General features: G+C 49.9%; 3 protein-coding genes (1 of these 3 only partly in view). All 3 read right to left on the minus strand.

Going from position 1 to position 25,347, the window contains the following annotated elements; translation table 11 throughout:
- On the minus strand, positions 1 to 23,578 hold the 5' portion of the coding sequence (locus tag C0638_RS07335; protein WP_102163409.1) for a non-ribosomal peptide synthetase. It extends 152 nt beyond the left edge of the window; the window shows 23,578 of its 23,730 coding nt (coding positions 1-23,578); its start codon is at positions 23,576 to 23,578; the stop codon falls past the left edge of the window.
- A 95-nt stretch (positions 23,579 to 23,673) separates the two neighbouring features.
- Positions 23,674 to 24,081, minus strand: coding sequence for a 3-hydroxyacyl-ACP dehydratase FabZ family protein (locus tag C0638_RS07340; RefSeq protein WP_013368718.1), 408 nt, complete (start codon positions 24,079 to 24,081; stop codon positions 23,674 to 23,676).
- A 4-nt stretch (positions 24,082 to 24,085) separates the two neighbouring features.
- A complete protein-coding gene (gene fabF / locus C0638_RS07345; protein ID WP_013368717.1) occupies positions 24,086 to 25,330 on the minus strand; it encodes a beta-ketoacyl-ACP synthase II in 1,245 nt (414 codons plus the stop codon).
- Positions 25,331 to 25,347: the final 17 nt, after the last annotated feature.

A 25,347-nucleotide genomic window follows, 5' to 3' on the forward strand; every position in this document is an offset into this window, starting at 1 on the left:
CCTGTTGCCATAACAATTTATCTAATGATGTATCCGGTCCAATACTATCATCCTCTGCAATCAGAGCATGGATATTTGCATGAACTTCACCTGCGTTAATAAGTTCATCGCGGTAGGTGGAGTAAACTAGCATTTTTTCCATGACTCGCTCCCTGTCCGCTGGATCTGCGAGGAATGCTTTGTACTGCTCTCTAATGCTGTCCAGCACTGTCTCGACAATCTCCTCAAGCTCCTCTGGTGTCGATTCATCCTTGGACATCTTTCTCATAGCATCTACCATAATAATGTCGCCAACATGGTACCCTCGCATTTCCATGGCTTTAGCTACCTCGAAGGCCAGATTTCCTCCAAGTGAGTATCCCAGGAATACATATGGACCCTCTGCTTGAATATCCACGATGGCATCGATGTATCGATCCAGCATATCCTGACCCTGGTACCGATCGCCGATAAATTCCATCCCGTACACCTCGCAAAGCCCTTCCAGCTCCTTGGCCATCTCATAGTACCCCAAAGAGTGGCCTACCCGTGGAGGGAAGCAAAATACTTTAAGTGTTCCTTTCCCTGGGAAGCGGATAATCTCCATTTCTTGTTCATCCGCAGCAGCTGTTGCCTGCAGCTTGAAAATTTCATGTGCCATTTCTTCCACTGTCGGCAGATTAAACACGGCCTGGAGCGGGAGATGGACGCCCATACTGGACGAGATCCTTTGAATCAAGCCCAATACTTTCAGGGAATGGCCCCCAAGCTCGAAGAAATGATCCCTGATTCCGATTTCCTGTACACCGAGCACCTCGGACCAAATCTGAGCGAGCTCTACTTCTGTCTGCGTACGCGGCGCGATATACTCCGCTGTGCTCCGCAGAAGGGTTTCCGGCGCTGGTAGCGCTTTGCGATCCAATTTGCCATTCGGATTCAGCGGCATTTGCCCCAGCTGCACGAAAGCAGATGGAATCATGTAGCTTGGCAGCTCGCTGGCCAGTGCCTCGCGTAGGACGCCCGCTGCGAGCCCTTCCTCGGCCACAAAGTATGCGCAAAGCTGAGTACTTCCGCTGGAGTCAGCCAGTGCTAGAACAACCGCTTCCTGCACCGACGGCACCTTCAGGATTTGTGCTTCCACTTCTCCCAGTTCAATGCGGTAACCGCGGATTTTTACCTGGTGATCGATCCGTCCCAAATACTCAATATTCCCGTCTGGCAACCACCGGGCCAAATCGCCCGTTCGGTAAATCCGTTCTCCCGGTTTGTACGGATGAGGAATGAACTTCTCTGCCGTCAGTTCCGGCTGATTGAAGTACCCTCTCGCTACCCCTTCACCTGCAATGCAGAGTTCCCCTGGCACACCTACTGGTGATACCTGAGAAGCGCTATCCATCATCCATACTTGGACGTTAGCGTACGGTTTGCCGATAGGCACATGCGTTAGAGTCGCAGTCTCAGGACTCGTTGTATATCGAGTCGCATATACAGCCGCTTCCGTAGGACCGTAGATGTTCTCCAGTACTGCATAAGGAGACACTTTATAGTACTCTTCCACAAGTTTGGCAGGCAGCGTCTCGCCGCAGGCAAACAGATATTTCAGAGTAAGGAATCCTTGGGTACTGCTTTCTTTCAAATATTGAACGAGCACGCTGAGCATCGAAGGTACCAAATTAAGATGCGTGATTCGGTTCGTATCCACAGCCTCCAGCAGTGCCACTGGGTCTTTGTCCACGCCCGGCGGCAGGATCACAAGCGTCCCCTGTCCAAAGAACCAGCAGAACAGCTCTGGCACGGAGAAGTCAAAGGTGAATGTCGTTTTGAGCAGGAATCGATCACCTGCCAACATCGGATATTCAGCTTCCAACTGACTCAGTGTATGGACGGCGGAGCGATGCTCAATCATTACACCTTTCGGCTTGCCAGTTGAACCCGACGTGTAAATGATATACGCCAGATGCTCTGGCCCTGCAATCGGCTCCAGATTGGAGTCATCCGCATGATACGCCTGCGGATCATCCAGTGCCAGGATCGTGCCAGTGAATGGGAAACGATCTATGAGATGGCTCTTCGTCAGCAAAAGCTTCGCTCCCGAATCCTCCAGCATGTGGCGAATACGATCCTCAGGGAATTCCGGATCAATCGGAACATAAGCGCCGCCCGCTTTTAGAATGGCATGGATGCCTATGATCATCTCAAGCGAACGCTCGACCATGATGCCGACTGGCTGATCTGGTCTGACCCCTTGCGCACGCAGCGTACGTGCGAGGCGGTTGGCCTGCTGATGAAGTTCTCCGTAGGTAAGCTCCGTTTCGCCGAAAATAAGTGCTGTATGATCCGGTGTGAGCGCAGCTTTTTCCTCAAATATACCGTGAAGGGTCTTCTCACGCGGATAAGGAGCTGCTGTGTCTCCCCATACCTCTATAATTTGTGATTTCTCTTCTGGCGTAATCAGCTCCAGCTCATCAATACGGATAGCAGGCTGTACAGATACGCTTGTCAGAATTCTCGTCAAGTGTCCTTGAATCCGTTCCACGCTCTCCCGATCATAGACGCGAGCATTATAACGATATAAGAACTCCAGACTACGTCCCGGCAGCACAATGAGGTTAAAGTCATAATTTGTCTGTTCAAACATCTGAACATCCGTAATTTTGTATTCGGCCTCATCATTGGCAATTTTCTCTTCCAGATGCTCTTCTACCGGGTAATTTTCAAATACCATAATATGGGAAATTAAATCCTGCTTTTGTTCGCTCTGTGCCTGAATCTCATAGAGCGGATAGGAATCATAAGCATGTCCTGCCAAATATAATTCCTGCTGTCTCTTCATTACTTGAGAGAACGATTCGCTTCCTTCGGCTTGAACTCGAACTGGAACTGTATTAATGAAGAGACCGATCATGCTTTCGATACCCGGAATCTCGGCAGGTCTGCCCGATACCACACTTCCGAAGACGACATCCTGGCTTCTATTATAGCGTTGCAACACGATTCCCCAGGCTGCTTGCATCAGTGTGTTCATCGTCACCTGGTGCTGCTTGGCCACTTGTTCCAGGCGCTCGGTCAATTCCGCATCCAACGTGAATACCAGCTTCTCTGACAAGTAGGCTTCTGCTTTGGCCGATGGCTGTGTAATAGCCTGTGGCAGCTTCGTCTGCTGCTCGTAGCCTTCCAGATATCCTCTCCAGTAAGAGGATGCCTCTTCCTCGCCTTGTTTCTCCAACCATTGAATGTACTGGCTGTACGATGCTGCTGCAGGAAGCTCAGGTTCCTTTTGCTCACGTAGAGCTCCGTATGTTTCAAACACTTCCTGAAGCACAAGCGGCATACACCAGCCATCCAAAATGATGTGATGAGAGCTCCACAACAGATGGTAATGCTCTTTTGCAGTACGTAGAATAGCAACACGCAGCAAGGCCTCGTTCGCAAGATCAAAGCCTCTTGCTTTGTCTTGGGCAATGTAAGCTGCAAGACGCGCTTCTATTTCACTGGATTCCAGCTCATGCAAATCCTCGTATACGAAATCGCATGCTCTTTCTTTGAACACAATCTGTATAGGGAAATCGCCCCATCCGGCATGGAAATTCGTTCTCAATATGGCATGCCGTTTCATCAGATGCTGTAAGCTGCGTTTGAAATCCTCAGGATAGAACACTCCCTGAATTTCAAATGTGGCCTGCTCAAAGTAGACCTCTGAATGAGGCTCCAGCAAGCTGTGGAACAACATTCCCTTTTGCATTGGTGTCAGTTTATACATATTTTCAATGCTACCGATGTGCCGTGTCTGCTCTTCCAGCTCCTCGATTTCCTCCAAGCTGATATCTTTGAGGAGTACATCGCTTGGTGTAAGTTCGGTTCTTTCCTTGCGCACACAGTGCCCAATAACTTCACTGAGACGCTCCTTCAGGATACCGACAAACTTCTCTACCGAATCTGCATGGAACTGCTGATGGTTATAGCTGACCGAAAGCTGAAGCTGTCCTTCGGTAATCAGCCCATTGATGTTCAATGCCTGATGCTGCACCATCTGCTCACTGACCTCAGATCCTGCCGAGTAAGGTGATACCTCCATCGTTCCCTCTGCAAGATCCTGGTCAAACTGCCCCAGGTAGTTGAAGGTAATCTCCGGTTCTGCCGAGAAGGAGGAGCCATCCGATACGTCGCTCAAATATTTCAAAATACCATATCCTACACCTTTGTTCGGGATACGACGCAGATCTTCCTTAATACGCTTGATTCTGGCGCCGATCTCCATTTCGCCTCCCATCTCAAGGGCGACAGGATACTGACTTGTAAACCAGCCTATCGTGCGAGTGATATCCAATTCTGGTACTACAGGCTCCCGTCCATGTCCTTCCAGCAGGATGCCTACACGTTCGATCCCTGTCCACTCTTGAACTGCCATACCGAGGGCCGTCAAGAGCAGATCGTTAACTTCCGTATTGTAAGTGCGATTCGCCTCTTTCAAGAACTGCTCTGTCTCTTCTGCCGACCATGTTACCGTAACAGCCTCGCTGTCTTTTATAAGAAGAGTACCGTCCACCTTGTCTTTTGGAAGAAGGGCAAATCCCTCTCCTTCCACCTCAGCCCAAAAGCTGCGTTCTTGTTCAGCCGCCGGGCTGTTGGCGTATTTCGTGATTCCATCAACCCATGCACGGTATGAATCCGTCTTCTGTGGAAGTTTGACCGCTTCTCCACGTGCTGCCTGCTCGTAGCCTTCCTGTAGGTCCTCAAAGAGAATACGCCAGGATACGCCATCCACAGCCAAGTGATGAATAACGATCAACAAATGTTCGCCTTCCGTACAGCGGAACAGACCTAGTCTAAAGAGAGGTCCATCCTCCAGAGAGATGCTGCGCTGAATGGCTTCTGCACCTGCTTCTATTGCCAAAGCCGGATCTTTTTCATCCCGCAAATCGTGGATTTGGAGGCTATACAGCTCACCTTCGCCCAAGCTACGGTTCCAGGCTTCTACTCCTTGCTCTCCTTGGCGGAACACCAGTCGCAGCGCATCATGGTGCTCTGCAATTTTTTGAATAACCTTGGCGAGCGCATCGGTATTAAAGCCTTCACGTCGGTACAGCATAACCGACTGATTAAAGTGATGAAGATCCGTTGACTGCTCTTCGAAAAATCTGCGCTGGGCAGGTCCCAGTTTTACCGTTCCGTGTACCTCGCTCTGATCTGCAATTCGGCTGACTGCGCTAACGCGCTGAGCCAGTTCCGCAATTGTTGGATAGCTGAACAAATTCTTCATTTCCAGTTTGTAGCCTGCGTGGAGAAGTCTTGATGAAACCTGAATCGATTTGATCGAGTCGCCTCCAAGTTCAAAGAAATTATCATGTATGCCAACAAGCGGCACGCTGAGCACACCTTGCCAAATCGAAGCCAAAATGTTCTCCACATCCGTCCGCGGAGCAGCAAAGGCAGCTCCTGCCTTCACACCCACGTTTGGTTCAGGCAGTGCCTTGCGATCCAGCTTGCCATTCGGTGTCAAAGGCATTACGTCCATTTGGACAAAGTAAGACGGAATCATATATGCAGGCAGTTCAGCAGACAGTTCATTTCTCAGCTCGCTGACAGACATTTCCCGATCCGCTACAAAGTAAGCACATAGAGACTTCTGTCCATTGGCATCTGCCCACGCAACAACAAGAGCTTCCTCGACAAGTGGTATATCCAGCAACTTGGCCTCAATCTCACCAAGTTCAATACGATAGCCCCGGATTTTGACTTGATGGTCAATACGCCCAATGTACTCAATGTCTCCATTAGGAAGGCGACGAGCTAAATCTCCAGTCCGATACATATTTCCTTCCGCGGCGAACGGATTCCTAATGAATTTTTCGGCGGTAAGATCCGGACGGTTCAGGTATCCACGGGCTACTCCGTCCCCGGCGATGTACATTTCGCCCTCCACACCTAACGGTACGAGACGAAGCTGTTGATCCAAGATATGAATGTATATGTTATCGGACGGCAATCCAATCGGTACGGATTCCCGTGTATCCTTCGCAGGATCGTACAGGTGAATCATGCAGCCGACGACGGTTTCGGTTGGACCGTATTCATTGTAAATCTTGATGTTGCCACCAAAGAGGTCGGTAATCGTTTTTGACAAATGCGTGGTCAGATTCTCTCCACCCACAATGAGCTGCTGAATGCGACTTTCCGCTGGAATGGTCATGTCTTTTATGAGACTGAGATGTGTCGGCGTCAGCTTGAGAATATCGACCGCATTTTCGCGCAAAATATGCTGAACAACCTCCGCTTTATCTATACCATCATAAATCCGTACTATTCCTCCGTTTATTAACGGAGTAAACATTGATGTCATCGTCAAGTCAAACGAAATGGATGAATACAGCGGGAAGTCCGTTGGTTGCCCTGCACAATAGACTTTATTGGCCCACCAGATGTAGTTCACGATTCCTTTATGGTTAATCATGGTTCCCTTCGGATTTCCTGTTGTACCCGAAGTATAGATTAAATACACCAAATCGTTTCCTCTCACAGGAATATTAGGATTATTCACTCCAGTTCCGTAGATGTGCGGAGAATCCAATTCCATAACCATTCCCTCAAAGGACGCTAGCTTCGTCAGGTGGCTCTGTGTGAGCAGAATCTCAGCGCCAGAGTCCTTCAGAATATACTGTATCCGCTCCTGCGGATATTCAGGATCAATCGGTACATAGGCTCCGCCCGCTTTGAGCACGCCCATAATGGCAACCAGCAGTTCCACTGATCGATCCGCCAATAGACCTACTACTTGTTCGCTCCGCAGTCCTTGAGCTATCAAGGTCGAAGCCAGTCTGTTTGCCCGCTCGTTCAGCTCCCGATACGTGATCTGGATGTCACCGCTTATTGCCGCGATCTTATCCGGCGTACGGGCAACCTGTTCTTCAAACAAGGTGTGCAGACCCTGATCACTTGGATAGACATGAGCCTTGCCACCCCAGTCTAGCAGGTTCGTCCGTTCCTCTGTTGTTACAATCTCCAGCTCCTGTATCGTTGCTTGCGGACGAGTAGCTACCTGATCGAGCATTTGCAACAAGTGTCCTCCGATTCGCGCAATGCTTTCTTGCTCGTAGACCGAAGCATTGTAGCGAATGCAGACCTTAATGTCCTCGCCTGGAATGACAACCAGGTTAAAGTCATAGTTGGTTTGCTCAAACATGGCGAAGTTGGCGACTTCGAGATTGTCCTCTGTGTGGTTACCCGACTGTTCTACCTGTTCGTCGAGCGGATAATTCTCAAAAATCATAATATGAGAAATCAGGTCTTGCTTTTGAGTTGTTTTCCCCTGAATCTCATACAGCGGATAAGTGTCGTAGGCACGACCAGCCAACGAATGTGCCTGTGTACGTTTCATCACCTCGACGAAGGCCTCGTCTTTGGATGACTGTACACGGATAGGTACTGTATTAATAAACAGACCCACCATATTCTCGATCCCTGCAATCTCAGCAGGTCTACCCGATACAACACCGCCGAAAACTACATCCGAGCTGGCATTGTAACGCTGGAGAATCAGTCCCCAGGCTGTCTGCATGAGTGTGTTGACCGTCACATGATTGCGCTTCGCGACAACGTCCATTTTGCGGGTCAAGGCTGTACCCAAATGGAGAACATGCTCATTCAGAACGTAGCCCTCTTCTTTAGCTTGAGATTTCGTTTTAGCTTCTGGCAATACCGTATTGCCGTCATAGTCTTCGAGATATTGACTCCAATATGTTGAAGCCTCTTGATCGTCCTGTGCATCAAGCCATTCAATATAACGGCTGTAGGGCTGAGCCGGCGGCAGTACAGGCTGTACTTGCTGACGCAGGGCAGAATAATAATCGAACAGCTCCTGTGTAATAATCGGGATGCACCAGCCGTCCATGACAATATGATGGAAGCTCCACAATACAAGGTGGCTTTGTTCTTTTTGCAAGACACTCACTCGCATCAGCGGATCTTCTGACAAGCTGAATCCCTTAGCCATATCTTCAGTAGTGTAAGCCTGAATCTGGGCTTCTTGCTCCTCCAACGTAGCGGCACGCAAATCTACGTAGTTCAGAGGGATAGGCCGTTGCTTAAAGACAACTTGCAGCGGTACATCAGTAATATTGTTGTAAAAACCGGTACGCAGTATGGCATGTCGTTGCGCCAAAGCCTGGAAGCTCTCGAAGAAGGTATCTACATCGAAGCTGCCACGTAGCTCAAACGTTGCCTGCTCAAAGTAGGAAGAGGAGTCCGGCTCCAGCAAGCTGTGGAAGAGCATGCCCTTCTGCATTGCCGTTAGCTTGTACACATCCTCAATCTCTCCAATATGGGCCGTCTGGGCTGTGAGTCGATCAAGCTGCTCCAGGGTCAGACCTTGGAACAGAACATCACTTGGCGTAAGCTGCGCACGCTCCTGAACCACACAATGCCGGATGACCTCGCTAAGGCTTGACTGTAATAATTCAGCAAAATGACTCACCGTCTCCTTACGGTACTGCCTATTGCTATACGTAATCGTCAGTGATAGCTGGCCTTCGGCAACCATGCCATTCACATCCAGAGCATATTGCTGTGGTGTGTGATCGCTGAGCGCCTTACCGACTGAATGTGTAGACAAGCTAAGAGCATTGCCCTCCAAGTCCTGGTCAAACTGTCCAAGGTAGTTGAAGGAAACTTCCGGTTCTACGCTGAATCGAGCGCCATTTTCCGGTGCCATATACTTCAGCAGACCGTAGCCGATGCCTTTGTGCGGAACCTCTCGCAAATTCTCCTTGATGCGCTTGATTCGGGTAGATACTTCCTGCCCATCTTGCAGGTTCAGCAGAACAGGGTACTGAGTTGTGAACCAGCCCACGGTACGGGTAATATCCAGATCTGGTATGATCATTTCCCGGCCATGCCCTTCAAGGTTAACCAGAACCTGCTCCACGCCTGTCCAGCGCTGAGTAGCTGCTCCCAGAGCAGTCAAGAGCAAATCATTCGTCTCCGTATGATAAGCCCGGTTTGCTTGTCGCAACAGCAGGTCGGTTTCTTCAGCAGACCACGTTACCGTAACCGACTCGGTATCCCGAATGGTGCCCGGCTCCTGATCCTGATCCTTTGGCAGTGGAGTCAGAATCGTCTCCTCAATCTGCTGCCAGTATGAACGTTCCTTGTCCAGAGCAGGGCCTGCTGCATACTTCGCCGCTTGCTCGGACCATACAAGATACGAATCGGTCTTTTGCGGAAGAACAATCACTTGTCCGTTCAACGCCTGCTCGTATCCTGTTGCAATGTCCTCAAACAGGATGCGCCAGGACACGCCGTCAACCAAGAGGTGATGAATGACAATCAACAAATGATCGCCATCCTTACAATGGAACAAGCCTAGCTTGAACAGAGGGCCGTCTTCCAAGTGGAAGCTTGCCTGTATGGCATCGGCCTGGGCTTGAACAGCAGCTGCCTCGTCATCTGCCTGTCGCATATCGGCGATGTCCAATGTGTAAAGTTCGCCTTCGTCAATTCCCCGATTCCAGGCCGCGTATCCAGCTTCTGTAGGCCGGAAAACCATACGCAGCGCATCATGATGGATCGCAATTTGGTCCATTGTTAACCGGAGTGCAGCCTCATCAAAGCCGTCTTTCCGATGGAGCATGACAGCATGATTGTAATGATGCGGCTCTGCTGTGTGGCGTTCAAAGAACCAACGCTGAATTGGCATTAACTCCGCTGCACCCTTGATCTCACCTTGCTCTGCTGTGCGTCCGGCTACCTGAAGATACGGGCTTAGCTCGGCAATGGTCGGATATTTGAAGAGATCCTTCATCTCTAATTTGTATCCGGACTGGAACAATCTGGAAGATACCTGAATCGCCTTAATAGAGTCACCACCCAGATCGAAGAAATGATCATGGATGCCGACCTGCTGTGCTCCCAGCACACCTTGCCATACGGAAGCTAAAGCTTCCTCAGCTGCGTTCCTCGGCGCTTCATAAACCGCTCCAGTCTGCACATTGGCCTCTGGAGCCGGAAGCGCTTTGCGATCCAGCTTGCCATTTGGCGTCAACGGCATCTGTTCCAATTGCATAAAGTAAGATGGAATCATATAAGCCGGCAGTTCAGCAGCCAAGGCTTTTCTCAATTCGCCTACCGTCAGCATCTGATCCGCAGTAAAATAGCCGACCAGCACTTTTTGTCCACTTCCATCCTCTCGGGCAAGCACAACGGCCTCCCTTACAGACGGAGCATGGAGCAGCTTCGCCTCCACTTCGCCCAGCTCAATGCGGTAACCCCGAATTTTAACCTGATGGTCAATCCGTCCGAGATACTCCATGCTGCCATCCGGCAGCCAGCGTGCCAAGTCACCTGAGCGGTACATACGCTCGCCCGCTTCAAACGGATGAGCTACAAACTTCTCTTCCGTCAATTCCGGTCTATTTAGGTAGCCACGCGCCAGCCCTTCGCCCGCAACGTAGAGTTCACCCGGAATACCAATCGGTTGTGGACGGCGTTGTTCATCCAGAATGTACGCACGTAGTGTCGGAATCGGGATACCGATATTACTGCGACCCTGCTCAATTTCCAGTTCTGTAATTTCCTTATAGGTCACATGCACGGTCGTTTCCGTGATGCCATACATGTTGATGAGCTGCACTTGCGGATATTTCGCTCTCCAGTCCTTGAGCAAGGCCGGGCTTAATGCCTCTCCACCAAAGATAATCATGCGGAGGCTCAACTCTGCCGCGCGATGACTAAGTTCTTCCTGTAGCAACTGGTAGAAGTATGTTGGCGTCTGGTTCAACACGGTGACCTTCTGATCCTTAAGCAATTGCAGGAAACGCTCAGGGCTCTTCGCGGTCAACGACGGAACGATGACCAGACGACCTCCGTTCAGCAATGCCCCGTACATTTCCCATACAGAGAAGTCGAAACAGAACGAATGGAACAGCGTCCACGTATCCTGAGAACCGAAGTCAAACATATTTTTATCATTAAAGAGCAAGCGGACTACATTTTTATGCTCGATCAGTGTTCCCTTAGGCTTGCCTGTCGTACCCGATGTGTAGATGACGTAGGCAAGATGATTCGGTCCAGCTGCAGGCTCCAGATTTGAGACATCTTCCTTGTAGGAAGCCGGCTCATCCAGATTGATGACGTCCCCGGTAAAGGAGACACGTGTCTCCAGATGTGCTTGTGTCAGCAGAAGCTTGGCTCCCGAATCCTCAAGCATAAAGCGAATGCGATCCTCTGGATATTCAGGGTCCACAGGGACATAAGCTCCGCCCGCCTTCAAAATGGCTAAAATCCCAACGACCATTTCAAGGGAACGTTCCGCCATGATCCCAACCAGACCATCTGGTTGCAGACCACGCTCGCGCAGTGTTCTGGCAAGTCCGTTGGCCCGCTCATTCAGCTCGCTATAAGACAGGGTTGCCTCTTCACATACGACTGCTATTGCATCCGGATTACGAACAGCCTGTTCCTCGAACAGTGCATGAATCGTTTTGTCACGAGGATAATCTGCTTTGGCTGCGTCCGCATCTTTCATCAACATCGATTTTTCCTGCGGTGTCACGATATCCAGGGATGACAACGACATTCCCGGATTGGCGATAGCTTCCTGAATAAGCTGTACAAAGTGGCCTGCCATCCGCTCAGCGGTCTCCCGCTTGTAGATTGCAGTCGCGTATTCCAGCGTGCAGTTCAATGTCCCATCCGCTTCGCTCACCGTCAGTGTGAGGTCGAACTTGGCAGCAGGATGTACATGATCGTAAGGAGTGAAACGCAATCCCTCGATTTCTTGTTCTCCCTGCTCGATATTTTGCAGAACAAACATGGTATCAAATAGTGGGTTGCGACTTAGGTCACGCTGAAGCTGCAGCTTCTCTACCAGCTCCTCGAACGGATAATCCTGGTTTTCATAGGCCCGCAGGGCTGTTTCCTTCACTTCCTGCAAGTAAGCCTCGAAGGACTTTTCGCCCTCTGGATAAGTACGCAGTGCCACTGTGCCTACGAACATACCGATGAGACCTTCGAGTGTGGTATGGGATCTTCCCGCCACTGGTGAACCGACAATGACATCTTCCTGACCCGTGTACTTATGCAAGAGCGTCGTATAGGCTGCCAGCAGCACCATGAACAGCGTAGAACCTGTTCGGGTAGCCAGCTCCTGAAGTGAAGCGCTCAGAGAAGCATCAATCTGGAAGTCAATCCGATCTCCCGCAAAGCTTCGTACCGCAGGACGAACTTCGTCCACTGGCAAATCCAGCACTGGCAAGCTTCCGCGGAATGCATCCAGCCAGTAAGCTTCCTGGGCTTTGAGACGCTCTCTTCCGAGCTGCTCTTGCTGCCATACCGCATAATCTGCGTACTGGATTTGTAGCGCAGGCAATACGTCCTCTTCTTGGTAGAAACGGAGAAACTCCTCTATGAGAATATTCATAGAAACCCCATCTGAGACAATATGATGCATATCAAACAATAGTAAATGGCGCTCATGTGCAATTCGAATCAGACCCACCCGCAGCAATGGAGCTTCACCAAGATCGAAAGGACGGACAAATTGCTGAAGGGTAGCTTCTGCCTCTGACTCGCTCAACTCCGCATATTCCACCGTAAACGGAACATCCGGTAGGATTTGCTGTACAGGTTCACCGTTAACGGTCACAAAACGGGTGCGCAGCGAACCATGACGACTAATCAGACGACGGAATGCCTGCTCCAGCCGTTCCCGATCCAGGTCTCCCTCAACCGTAAGGATACCTGGCATATTGTAGCTCAGCTCTCCACCTTCCAGCTGACTAAGGATAAACAGCCGTTTTTGGGCTGAGGACAATGGATAGTGCTCACGTGCTTCGGCTGTAGGAATTTCTTCGAAATTCAGCGGTGTATAGCCTTCAATGGCCCGAGCCAATCCTTCAATGGTAGGCGACTCGAACACTTCTCTTAGACTAATCTCGCGATTCATCTCCTTACGAATTCGTGAGACTAGCAGAGCTGCACGCAGTGAATGGCCTCCAAAATGGAAGAAATTATCCTTTACTCCCGCGCTCTCTACACCCAGCACCTCTTGCCAGATTTCGGCTAATTGGATTTCTATAGGTGTCTTTGGAGCCTCAGATGAAGTCACTGCCCATCCACGCTCGCCTTGCAGCGCTTTTCGATCTATTTTTCCGTTCGACGTTAAAGGCATGTCCTCCAGTTGTATGAAGCGAGAAGGGATCATATATCCAGGCAGCATCTCCGACAGATCTGCTCGGAGCTCGGATACCTCAAGTTTCTGAGCAGCTACGAAGTAAGCGACTAGATCCTTGTAGCCGTCATCACTCTCCACAGCCAAAACCACGACTTCCTGAACGGACGGCACTCTGAGCATGTGTGCTTCGACCTCGCCCAGCTCGATCCGATAGCCACGGATTTTGACTTGGTGATCTATTCGACCTAGGTACTCGATGGTTCCATTCGATAACCAGCGAACTAGGTCGCCTGTCCGATACATACGCTCTCCTGGAGCATACGGATTGTCCACAAATTTCTCATCCATTAACTCAGGGCGGTTATGGTACCCCCGTGCTAACCCGATACCCGAAATGCACAGTTCTCCAGCTACGCCGACAGGCAGCAATCTGAAATGGTCATCCAAGATATACACACGATGGTTGGCAATTGGTTGTCCAATGGATACGATTCCTACAGTTTCTTTACTGTTCTGGGCATTCCATATGGTAGTGCATACGGAGTCCTCAGTTGGACCATATGCATTGAAGTATTGTACATGCTTTCTCCACTTTTCGATCAATTCGACCGATGTGGCTGACCCAGCTGTTAGCAGGCATCGCAGTGTCGGCAGACGCTCTGGCTCGAGATGGATAGCGTAGGCTGGTGGCAAAGTCGCCACCGTAATCCCCTTATCGTTCATGAACTTTTCGAACAGAGCATGATCCAAAATCTCTTGTGTAGAAGGAATACACAGAGTAGCTCCGTGGCTCAATGTCGTTAAAATTTCCGAAACCGATGCATCGAACGACAGGCTTGCAAACTGAACAATCCGATCCTGCGGTGTAACTTCGAAGAGTCCGCGGTATACGTCCGACAGATTTTGTAGTCCCCGGTGTTCCACTAATACGCCCTTAGGCTGACCTGTCGTGCCTGAGGTATAGATCACGTAAGCCAAATCGTCAGGGTCGGCCGTATCCTTCAAATTCGAAGTGTCGGCATCATAGGTCGACGGTTCATCCAGCAACAGGACATTTCCCGTCCAGCCTCTATGCTCCAGAAGATGAGCTTGTGCAAGAATCATCTTCGTCCCCGAATCCTCAAGCATGTAGTTGATCCGCTCTTTCGGATACTCTGGATCAATAGGAACGTAGGCGCCCCCGGCTTTCATAATGCCGTACATCCCAACGATCATATCCGTTGACCGTTCAACAATCAGCCCCACCAGGTCTCCCGTTTTGATTCCCTCAGCACGCAGTCTTCTCGCCAATCCATTGGCTTTTGCGTTCAGCTCGGCGTAGGTCAGTATCTCGTTCTCAAATACAATGGCCGTGGCGTCCGGCGTTCGACCTGCCTGCTCCTCCAACAACCCGTGAAACGTAGTACGGTGTTTGGAACTGGCCCCCGTGTCTCCCCATACGTTCAGAATCTGCTCTCTCTCCTGTGGCGTAACCAATTCCAGAGCATCCACGGAAATTGCAGGATTCTCCACAATTTGTTCCATCAGGTGGAACAAGTGGCCCTTGATTTGTTCGATCGTGGCTGGATCATAGACGAGCGCATTGTATTGGAACAACAATCTCATCTCTTTGCCCGGTAGAACAATTAAGTTAAAATCGTAATTCGTTTGTTCAAGAAGCTCCGCTTCCTCAATCTCAAAGGCAGCCTCGCCACCTCCCAGACGTTCTACTTCCTCTTCCACAGGATAGTTCTCAAATACCATAATATGAGAGATGAGATCCTGCTTTTGGTCCGTCTGAGCCTGAATTTCAAACAACGGGTAGGTGTCATACATATGAGAAGCCATATATTGTTCCTGCTGTTGCTTCATCAGGACTGTGAAGGGGAGATGTTCTTCCGTCTTCACACGAACTGGAATGGTATTAATGAACAAACCGATCATCCGGTCAATTCCCGGAATTTCAGCCGGTCTGCCTGATACTACACTTCCGTATACAACATCCCGACTACCGTTATAGCGTTGAAGCGCAACGCCCCAGATAGACTGCAACAATATATTCATCGTGACATGAGCATCTCTGGCCACCTTTTCCAGGCGTTCAGTCAATTCCCTGCTGACAGGATAGTCCAGCTTTTCTGCTACATAGCCTTCTCCCTTAGCTGCTCCACCGACTTGAGGTAAAAGCGTCTGTTGCTCATAACCGGCCAGATATCGGCTCCAATAGTCGGCCGCTGCTGCTTCATCCTGCTGTTCCAGCCATTCAATATATCGGCTATACGGCTGAACCTCTGCCAGCTGAGGCTCTCTTCCTTCCAGGAGGGCAAAATAGTGTTCAAACACCTCCTGTGTAATTAATGGAACACACCACCCATCCATGACGATGTGGTGAAAGCTCCATAAGAGACGGAAGCTCTCTTCATCTGTGTGTAGAATCGATACACGCAGAAGCTCATCTTCAGCCAGGTTGAAGCCCTGAGCTTTATCCTTAGCCGCAAAAGTCTTCAGGTAAGCTTCACGCTGCGATGCATCCATGTCACGCACGTCTTCATACACCAATTTGGCGCCTCTATGCCGGAATACGACCTGTAAAGGCTCGCCGCCCCATCCGCTGTAGAAGTTCGTGCGCAGGATGGCATGGCGCTCCACCACTGCATCCAGACTTTGCCCGAAGGCGGTCGGATCAAAGCTACCCTTAAAGTCAAAGGCAGCCTGCTCAAAGTAAGCCCCTGTATGCGGCTCGAACATATCATGAAACAGCATGCCTTTCTGCATCGGCGTCAGACTGTACACATTCTCAATATCGCCTATGTGATTGGTCTGCTTAGAAAGCTCCTCCAGATCAGCAATACTCAGTCCCTTGGCAAGCACGTCACTTGGCGTCAATACAGTTCTTTCCTGGGTTACACAATGCTGAAGCAGTAGCCGTAGGCTCTCTTCGATATATCCAGCGAGCTGTTTCATTGTGGATGACTTATACTGTTTTCCGTTATAACTCATCGTCAGAGTCAAGGCTCCGTCTGTCACCATACCATTGATATCTAGCGTATAGGCTGACTCTCCCAGCAAGCTTTGCGCGCTTCCGGTTGGATAAGGAGAAACCTGCAACGAGCTTCCTTGCAAATCCTGATCAAACTGCCCCAGATAGTTAAAAGAAATCTCAGGCTGCAAGTTGAAACTGTCTGCGTCCTCCTGACTGGCCATCGTTTTGAGCAACCCATACCCGATACCTTTATTCGGAATACGGCGTAGCCCCTCTTTCACAGACTTGATCAAGGCTGACAATTCAGTATTATTTCCCAAGTCTAAAATGACTGGGTACTGACTTGTAAACCAGCCGACAGTACGGGTAATATCGATATTCGGCACAATCGGTTCACGACCATGCCCTTCAAGATTCACAGCAATCTTGCCAATGCCAGACCACTTAGATACCGCCATGCCCAGAGCGGCCAATAGCAGATCGTTCGTTTCCGTTTGGTAAGCACGATGGGCTTTTCTCAACAGTTGATCGGTTTCTTCCACAGTCCATTGGGCGGTCACCATTTCGCTATCCTTCAGTAAAAGGCTTTCCACAGCCTCATCCTTCGGCAACTGCTCGAGCGGCTGATTCCCCAGTTCTCTCCAATACGCCCGATGAATCTCGATTTCTGGGCTTTCCGAATAACGGGCAAGGGCATCTCCCCAGTCACGGAAGGAATCCGTCTTCTGCGGGAATGTCAGTGCTTGTCCTTGAATCACCTGCTCATAGCCTGCTGCGATATCCTCAAACAAAATCCGCCAGGATACTCCGTCCACCACCAAATGGTGGATCACAATCAGCAGGTGGTCTCCATCCTGACAATGGAAAAGCCCTAACTTCATCAGCGGACCTTCTGCCAGATTGATGCTGCGCTGGATGTCGTCCGACAGCGTTGTAATGGCTGCAACTGGATTGGATTCGTTCCGTAAATCAGCAGTGAACAGACTATACAGCTCTCCTTCTTCAAGATCACGGTTCCAAGCCTCGTAGCCATGCTCGGTCTGACGGAAAACCATACGAAGGGCGTCATGGTGCTCGGCCAATTTTCTCAGCACATGATGCAAAGCCTTTTCCTCAAATCCCTGTTCACGATACAGCATGACCGCTTGATTAAAGTGATGAGGCTCTGCCTGATTCCGCCCAAAGAACCACTGCTGGACTGGAGTCAAGCGAGTCGCTCCACGCACAACTCCCTGTTCAGCCATATGCACAGCCGTTTGTATTTCTGCACCTAGCTCGGCAATGGTTGGGGATTTGAACAGTTGCTTCATCTCTAACCGATAGCCAGCCTGCAGTAACCGTGACGACACCTGAATGGCCTTGATGGAATCTCCGCCCAATTCAAAGAAATTGTCATGGATACCCACCTGTTCAGCACCCAGCACCCCTTGCCAGACAGACGCCAAAGCTTCTTCAGCCGGTGTACGAGGAGCTGTATACTTCCGTCCTGTATGCGCACCTACTTGCGGAGCTGGCAGAGACCTGCGGTCTACTTTTCCGTTTGATGTTAATGGCATACGATCCATCTGGATAAAGTAGGATGGCATCATATAGCCCGGAAGTACCTGCGATAGGGCAAGGCGTACTTCGCCTGCCGTGAGCGCACGGTCCGCCACATAATAAGCGCAAAGCTGCTTCTCTCCAAGCTCATCTGCACGAACGACGACTACGGCTTCAACTACTGACTCCACCTTGGCTAATTGAGCCTCGATTTCGGGGAGTTCGATACGGTAACCGCGTATTTTGACCTGCTCATCAATTCTTCCCTTAAACTCCAGGTTCCCATCTGGAAGCCAGCGAACCAAATCACCAGTTCGGTAGCAGCGTTCCCCTTCCTTAACAGGACTAGGGACAAATTTTTCTGCTGTGAGGTCAGGACGATTGAGATATCCGCGCGCTACACCTTCACCGCCGACAATCAACTCGCCCCAAGCACCAATGGGCTGTAATTGCAGCGATTCATTGACTACATAAGCGGTCGAGTTACTAATCGGGCGACCAATCGGCACGCCCCCTTCAACACGACCCGGAATCTTGTAGGTGGTGGAGAAGGTCGTATTCTCTGTCGGACCATAGCCATTGATAGGGACAAGATCAGGATTAGCCTCGATGACACGGTTTATATGAGATATGGACAGTACGTCACCACCTACCAGCAATGCTTTCAGTCCTCTGAACAGGTACTCATCCTGCAGTGAAAGCTGATTAAAAAGCGGTGAAGTAAGCCACATGGTTGTAATCCCGTACTTGGCAATAGCTGCTTTGAGCCGATCGGCAATCAGGATGTCATCGTTCTCCACAAAATAAAGCTGTCCGCCGTTAAGCAATGCCCCCCATATCTCAAAGGTCGAGGCATCGAAGGCCACGGCTCCTGTCTGCAAAATTCGCGTGGATTCGTTTAGTTCCACATAATTGGTTTCTTTGACCAGACGGACCACATTCCGGTGTTCAACCATAACGCCCTTCGGTCTACCCGTCGTACCCGATGTATAGATAACATAAGCGAGTCCCTGTGGTCCCTGAACTACCTCCTCAGCTTGGACAGGCTCAGACGCATAAGCCTCTGCACTGCTGAGGTCAACAATCGGTAGACCGTAGTCTACATTTATAAGCTCGCCCTTTTGTACCAGTAGTAGCTTGGCATTGGAATCTTCGAGCATATAACGAACCCGATCTTCCGGGTAATCAGGATCGATCGGCACATAGGCTCCACCAGCCTGAAGCACTGCGAGCATACCAACCACCATCTCGATACTCCGTCCGCCCATAATAGCCACTGGTTGCTCCCTTAGTGTCCCCAAACGACGCAGTGTTTGAGCCAATCGGCGTGCTTTATCTTCCAATTCAAGGTACGTTAATCGGACATCGCCGAATACCAGTGCCGTCTGCTCCGGTGTACGCTTGACTTGTTCAGCGAACAACTCATGAATAGTCTTATCCCTTGGATAAGGAGTAGCTGTCGCGTTGAATACTTCAATGATCTGTACTTTCTCCTCTGGTGTGATCATCTCAATCTCGGCCAGTTGCAACTGAGGATTAGCCGCGACTGCATGCAGAACCCGAAGCAAGTGCGTTGCCAATCGCTCTACAGTTTCCCGCCGATACAAAGCCGTACTATACTCAAGGCCAAAGGCTAGTTCAGCACCCTTCTCCTCTACATTAAGGGACAAATCAAACTTGGCTGTGACGGTGTCCATTGGGTAAGGAGTAAAGTGCACTCCATCCATGTCCTGCTCTTCTTGCTCCGTATTTTGTAATACCAACAGGGTGTCAAAGATCGGATTGCGGCTCACATCACGTCCTACGCCCAGTTTTTCGACCAATTTTTCAAAAGGGTAATCCTGATGCTCGAACGCCTTGAGTGCTGTTTCCTTGACTTCCAGAAGATAATCCTGAAAGGTTTTCTCTCCTGCCGGGTAACTGCGCAAGGCCAGTGTATTGACAAACATCCCAATGATGCCCTCAAGCTCCGCCCGTGGTCTGCCGGCTACTGGAGATCCTACGACGATGTCCTTCTGCCCCGTATATTTGTGCAGCAGCACCGAATAAGCCGCCAGCAATACCATATACAGTGTAGTACCTGTACGGGATGCAAGCTCTTGTATCGCCTTATTGCCAGACTCGTCCAATGTAAAATCAATTCGGCTTCCCTCGAAACTCCGAACCGAAGGGCGCTGGAAGTCGGTAGGCAACTCCAATACCGGCAACTCTCCTTCAAAGGCTTGCAGCCAATACGCTTCAAGGTCTTGCCACTCTCTCTCAGACTGTTCCCGTTGCCATACCGCATAATCCTTATATTGAATATGCAGTTCTGGTAGGTGTTCTCCTTGATACAATTGCGTGAGTTCCTCCACCAGTATTTGAATGGAAACACCATCTGAAATGATATGATGCATATCAAACAGCAACAGATGACGCTCCTCCTGCAGCTTCACTAAGCCAACACGCAATAATGGAGCCTGACTCAGATCAAAGGCACGGGTAAAGCTGTGAATGAGCGTATCCGTTTCCTCCACCGACGCCTCTGTGTAGTCCAACGCAAACGGAACATTCTTATGCACACGTTGAACAAGCTCTCCATCCTGCATATAAAAGCCGGTTCTCAGCGATTCATGACGCTGGATCAGTGCTTTGAACGCAGACTCCAGCCGCACGCGATCCAACGGTCCGTCCACGGTGAAGGCCCCCGGCATATTGTAGCTGAGCTCTCCCCCGTCCATCTGTCTCAGCACGTATAACCGCTTTTGCGCTGAGGACACTGGGTATGCTTCGCTTTTCTCAGCCTGTGGAATAGACTCGTACACGGTTGGAATGCGTTCTTTCACCAGTCGCGCCAGAGATTCAACCGTAGGCGACTGGAATACTTCACGCAGCGAAATGCTGCATCCCAGCTCTTTGCGAATCCGCGTAACGAGCAATGTCGCCCGCAAAGAGTGACCACCGATCTCAAAGAAATTATCGCGGACGCCCACGCGGGCAGCTCCCAGGATATCCTGCCAGATGAGCACCAGCTGTGCTTCCACTGCAGTTCTTGGAGCCAGATAATCCTCACCAGATTGCACGCTGCCCTCAGGAGCCGGCAACGCGCGGCGATCCAGCTTGCCATTGGGTGTAAGCGGCATTTGCTCCAGCCGGACAAAATAAGTGGGAATCATGTACGCTGGTAATTCCGTTGCCAGCTGAGACCGCAATTCCCCTGGCGAAAGATCGCTGGAGGCTACATAGTAGGCGCACAGCAATTTTTGTCCCTGTTCGTCGTCCCGGGCGAGGACAATTGTTTCCCGTACGTTCGGAGCCTTGAGAATTTGGGCTTCGACCTCGCCCAGCTCAATCCGGTAGCCGCGAATTTTAACCTGATGGTCGATCCGGCCCAAATACTCAATATTGCCGTCAGGCAACCAGCGAGCCAGGTCCCCGGTTCGATACAAGCGTTCACCCGCCCGATACGGATGTTCTACAAATTTTTCAGCCGTCAAATCTAGTCGGTTCAAATACCCACGGGCCAGACCGTCCCCCGCAATGTATAGCTCCCCCGGAACCCCGACAGGCTGCAGGCGTCTATGCTCATCAAAGATATAAGCGCTAAGCGTTGGAATGGTTCTACCAATATTGCTTTTGCCCGCTTCGATCTCATGTTCAGTGATTTCCTTGTAAGTGACATGGACCGTCGTTTCCGTGATTCCGTACATGTTAATCAATTGCACACCAGGATACTTTGCCCGCCAGTTTTTCAGAAGAGATGGGCTCAAGGCCTCTCCGCCAAAAATAATTTTTCTAAGGCTAAGCTCTGTGGATGAGTGCGCTAATTCTTCCTGTATCACCTGATAAAAATAGGTCGGCGTCTGGTTCAAAATAGTGACTTGATTGTCTTTCAACAGCTCCAGGAAAGCTGCCGGGCTTTTGGCTGTAAGGGATGGGACAATTACCAGTTTCCCTCCGTAAAGAAGCGCTCCATACATCTCCCATACAGAGAAATCGAAGCAGAACGAATGGAACAGCGTCCATGTATCCTGGGAACTGAAATCAAATAAATTGCTATCGTTAAAGAGCAGACGAACTACATTTTTATGCTCGATCAGCGTTCCCTTTGGTTTGCCAGTTGTACCCGATGTGTAAATAACATAGGCCAAATGGTTTGGTCCCGAAATGCTCTCCAGATTGGAAGCATCTCCTGTATACGTTGCGGCTTCGTCCAGACTCACAAGCTTCCCGTCAAACGTGGTACTCTCCCATAGATGGCTTTGGGTGAGCAACAGACGGACTCCTGAATCTTCGAGCATATAACGAATACGTTCTTCAGGATAGTCAGGATCAATTGGCACATAGGCCCCTCCTGCCTTCAAAACCGCCAACATGCCGATGACCATCTCTAGGGAACGATCAGCCATAATCCCCACGAGTACATCTGCATCCACTCCTTCAGTGCGTAAATATCTCGCAAGCTGGTTAGCCTGCTCATTTAGAGCTAGGTATGTAATACTCTGCTCGCCCATCTGAACAGCTACGTGATCCGGCGTGCGCGCGGCTTGTTCCTCGAATAAGCCATGAATCGTCTTCTCACGCGGGTAATCAACTACAGCGCCTTCCGAAAGAGCCAGAATGGATTGCTCCTCTGCTTCTCCCAAGAGGTTTACCTCTGCGATGGTAAGCTGCGGTGTATGAATGATTTGCTCGGCGATCGTAAGCAGCTGGGACACCATGTCCGTTACTTCACTGCGTTCGAACAGCTTCGTCCGATAATCGATATCCAGTACCAGCTCGCCTTCATCCAAGATCTCCACGATATGAAGCACGAAATCATTCACTTCATCGCCGCAAAAATCATAATCCGTCAAAATGCGCACGTCATCCAAATCAACCCAGTTGATAAGGCGGTATTCCATGGAAACACCAAAAAGCCGCTGAATATCCTTGTTGCCGTGCATTTCTCTAAGATCCTGAATTAACTGATTGTACGGATATTTCTGATGCCGCAAGACTGACATTTGATCCCTAGCTACGTCCTGCAGGAAGCTCAACACCTCTACATCCTTGTCAACATATGTTCTGGCTGCGGCCGTGCTGACAAACATACCGATCTTTTGCTTCTCTTTCTTGTTCCCCCGGTTAGCGAACGAGGTGCCGATCACCACATCCGGCTGATTCGTCACTTTGTGTATGTAGATATACATCGCACCCATGAAGAATTGGAACAGAGAAATCCTGTTTTGCTGGCAAAATGCCTGTAGCTCGCGATATAGCGCCTCTGGCACAGTAAAATGCTCCCGAACAGCTTGGGTACTTAGCGATAACGGATTATATGATTTCCAACCTGTCAGTTCAGGCAAATCAGAAAATTTGTCCAGCCAGTACACTTTATCCTTCTGGTATCTATCAGAAAGCTCATAGGCATTCTCATCTGCAATATATTCAATATAAGAGCAATCATCGCTCAGCTTAGGTTCATTTCCTTGAATTAAATCCATATAAAAGGCTATCAGTTGATTGCCATAGACCACCATAGAAATCCCGTCAGAAATGATATGGTGCATTTTGATATTAATCCAATATTCTTCCTCACTAATCTTTACAATTAAAAACTGGAAGAGTTCAGAGTCCAATAATGGCAAAGGTTTGCTTTTGTGCTGCTCAAGCAAGGCTTCGACCTCGGAAATGCTTTCGATGTGGGTAAGATCCAGACACTCCAACTGTCTCTCTTCATAAGGAACGACATACTGCTTAGGTACTCCATCCACTGAGGTAATACGAATGCGGAACGCATCATACTGTTTGATAATCAAATTGATAGACTGCATGAAGGCAGCGATATGAATATGACCCTTCATCTTGGCTGTACCAGATAGCTGTGACACGGACGTATCCGGGTAGAGTAATTCGGTATACCATATACGCTTTTGCGCATTCGTTAAATCAAATAACTGCATGTTATTCATCTCATTTCACTCCTATATCCGTGATGTGAAATCCTCCCGCTGCACCTTGGCAGTCAGGAGGACAAAAAGACAGTTTAACGCGCGCTTCCACTCCGTCATTGATCAAGTGAAACAATTTCCTCCGCCTCAGCCACCAGTCGATCGCCTACGGTAGCCCGACCACTTCCGAGAATATAACCACGCCGACGCTTGACCACTTCAAAATAGAGGTCAATTCGGTCCCCAGGCTTCGCGAAGCTATGGAAACGAACGCCATTGAGGTTGGTCAGATATGAAATACCCCTTTTGTCAATCGCAGCGAATGCCGCTAATTGTGCAAGCGACTCCACGATCAGCATAGGAGGCATGTATGGATTAGCCTCTGTAATAAACCACTCACTCCGGGTAACAAGCTTGTACCCCTTCGCCCATTGCGACGTTTCGTACCCGGTCACGCCATCGAGCAGAAGAAATGGGTACCTGTGCGGAAGCACATCCTCAATACGGATTAGCTCTTCGCTCACAGGCTTATACCCCCTCCCACTTACGAACGGCAAGACAAACGTTGTGCCCTCCAAAGCCAAAAGAGTTACTAATCGCCGCACGGACTTCACGTTCCTGATATACATGCGGTACAAAATTCAGTTCAGGGGCTTCGGGATTGTCGCAATTGAGTGTCGGTGGTACTTTGCTGTGGATCATACTCTGTACCGTTGCAATTAATTCGACTGCCCCTGCACCGCCCATTAAATGGCCTGTCATGGATTTAATAGACGATATCGCCAAACGGGGAGCATGCTCTCCAAATACTTTTTGAATAGCGTTAATCTCCATTCGGTCATTAAACGGCGTACTCGTACCGTGGGCATTGACATAGTCAATCTCCTGCGGTGTCAAGCCGCCATCTTGCAGTGCTATATTAATCGCTTCTGCCGGGCCGGAGCCTGAGGGATCTGGAGCCGTGATATGATATGCATCTGTTGTGCATCCGTAACCCGCCACTTCAGCCAAAATGGTGGCCCCCCGGTTCAATGCATGTTCCAACTCCTCCAACACTAGAACCCCTGCTCCTCCACCGATGACAAAGCCATCGCGATCCGTATCAAACGGGCGACTGGCCTTCTGTGGCTCTTCATTACGTCTGGAGAGAGCGTGAATATTCGCAAAAGATGCCAAATCAAGCTGACTAAAGTTGGCCTCTGCTCCTCCAGCTACTACGACATCAGCCGTGCCATACTGGATCGTACGTAATGCTTCGCCGATGGCATTGCTTCCTGTAGCACAAGCTGTAACTACGGCAAACGAGGGTCCCTTTGCTCCAATAGCAATAGAGATTTCGCCAGGCGCAGAATTAATCATCATTGAGGAAACAAAATAAGGCGAAACCCTTTTAGGACCCAGCTCTGTTAGTTTCCGGTAGTTCTCCTCTATGACATCGAGACCGCCTGCCCCAGAACCGACGATAACACCCACACGGCCTGCATTCCGTTCATCAATGACTAACTTCGATTGCTCGACTGCCTGGCGGGCAGCCGCCAAGGCAAATTGAGTGAACTGTGCAACCTTTTGCGCTTCCTTTTTGCTCATATACTCCAACGGGTCAAAGCCCGTAACCTGCGCACCAATTTTTGTTGGTATATTTGCTGTATCGAAAACAGTGACAGGTCCGATTCCACTTTTTCCTTCCAGCAATGAATTCCAGAAATCTGTAAGATGAAGCCCGACCGGCGTTACGACTCCCTGTCCTGTCACTACAACACGTCTTCTCACCATACCCACGTCCTTCGCTG

It is taken from the genome of Paenibacillus sp. lzh-N1 (assembly GCF_002872435.1).
GTDB lineage: Bacteria > Bacillota > Bacilli > Paenibacillales > Paenibacillaceae > Paenibacillus > Paenibacillus polymyxa_C.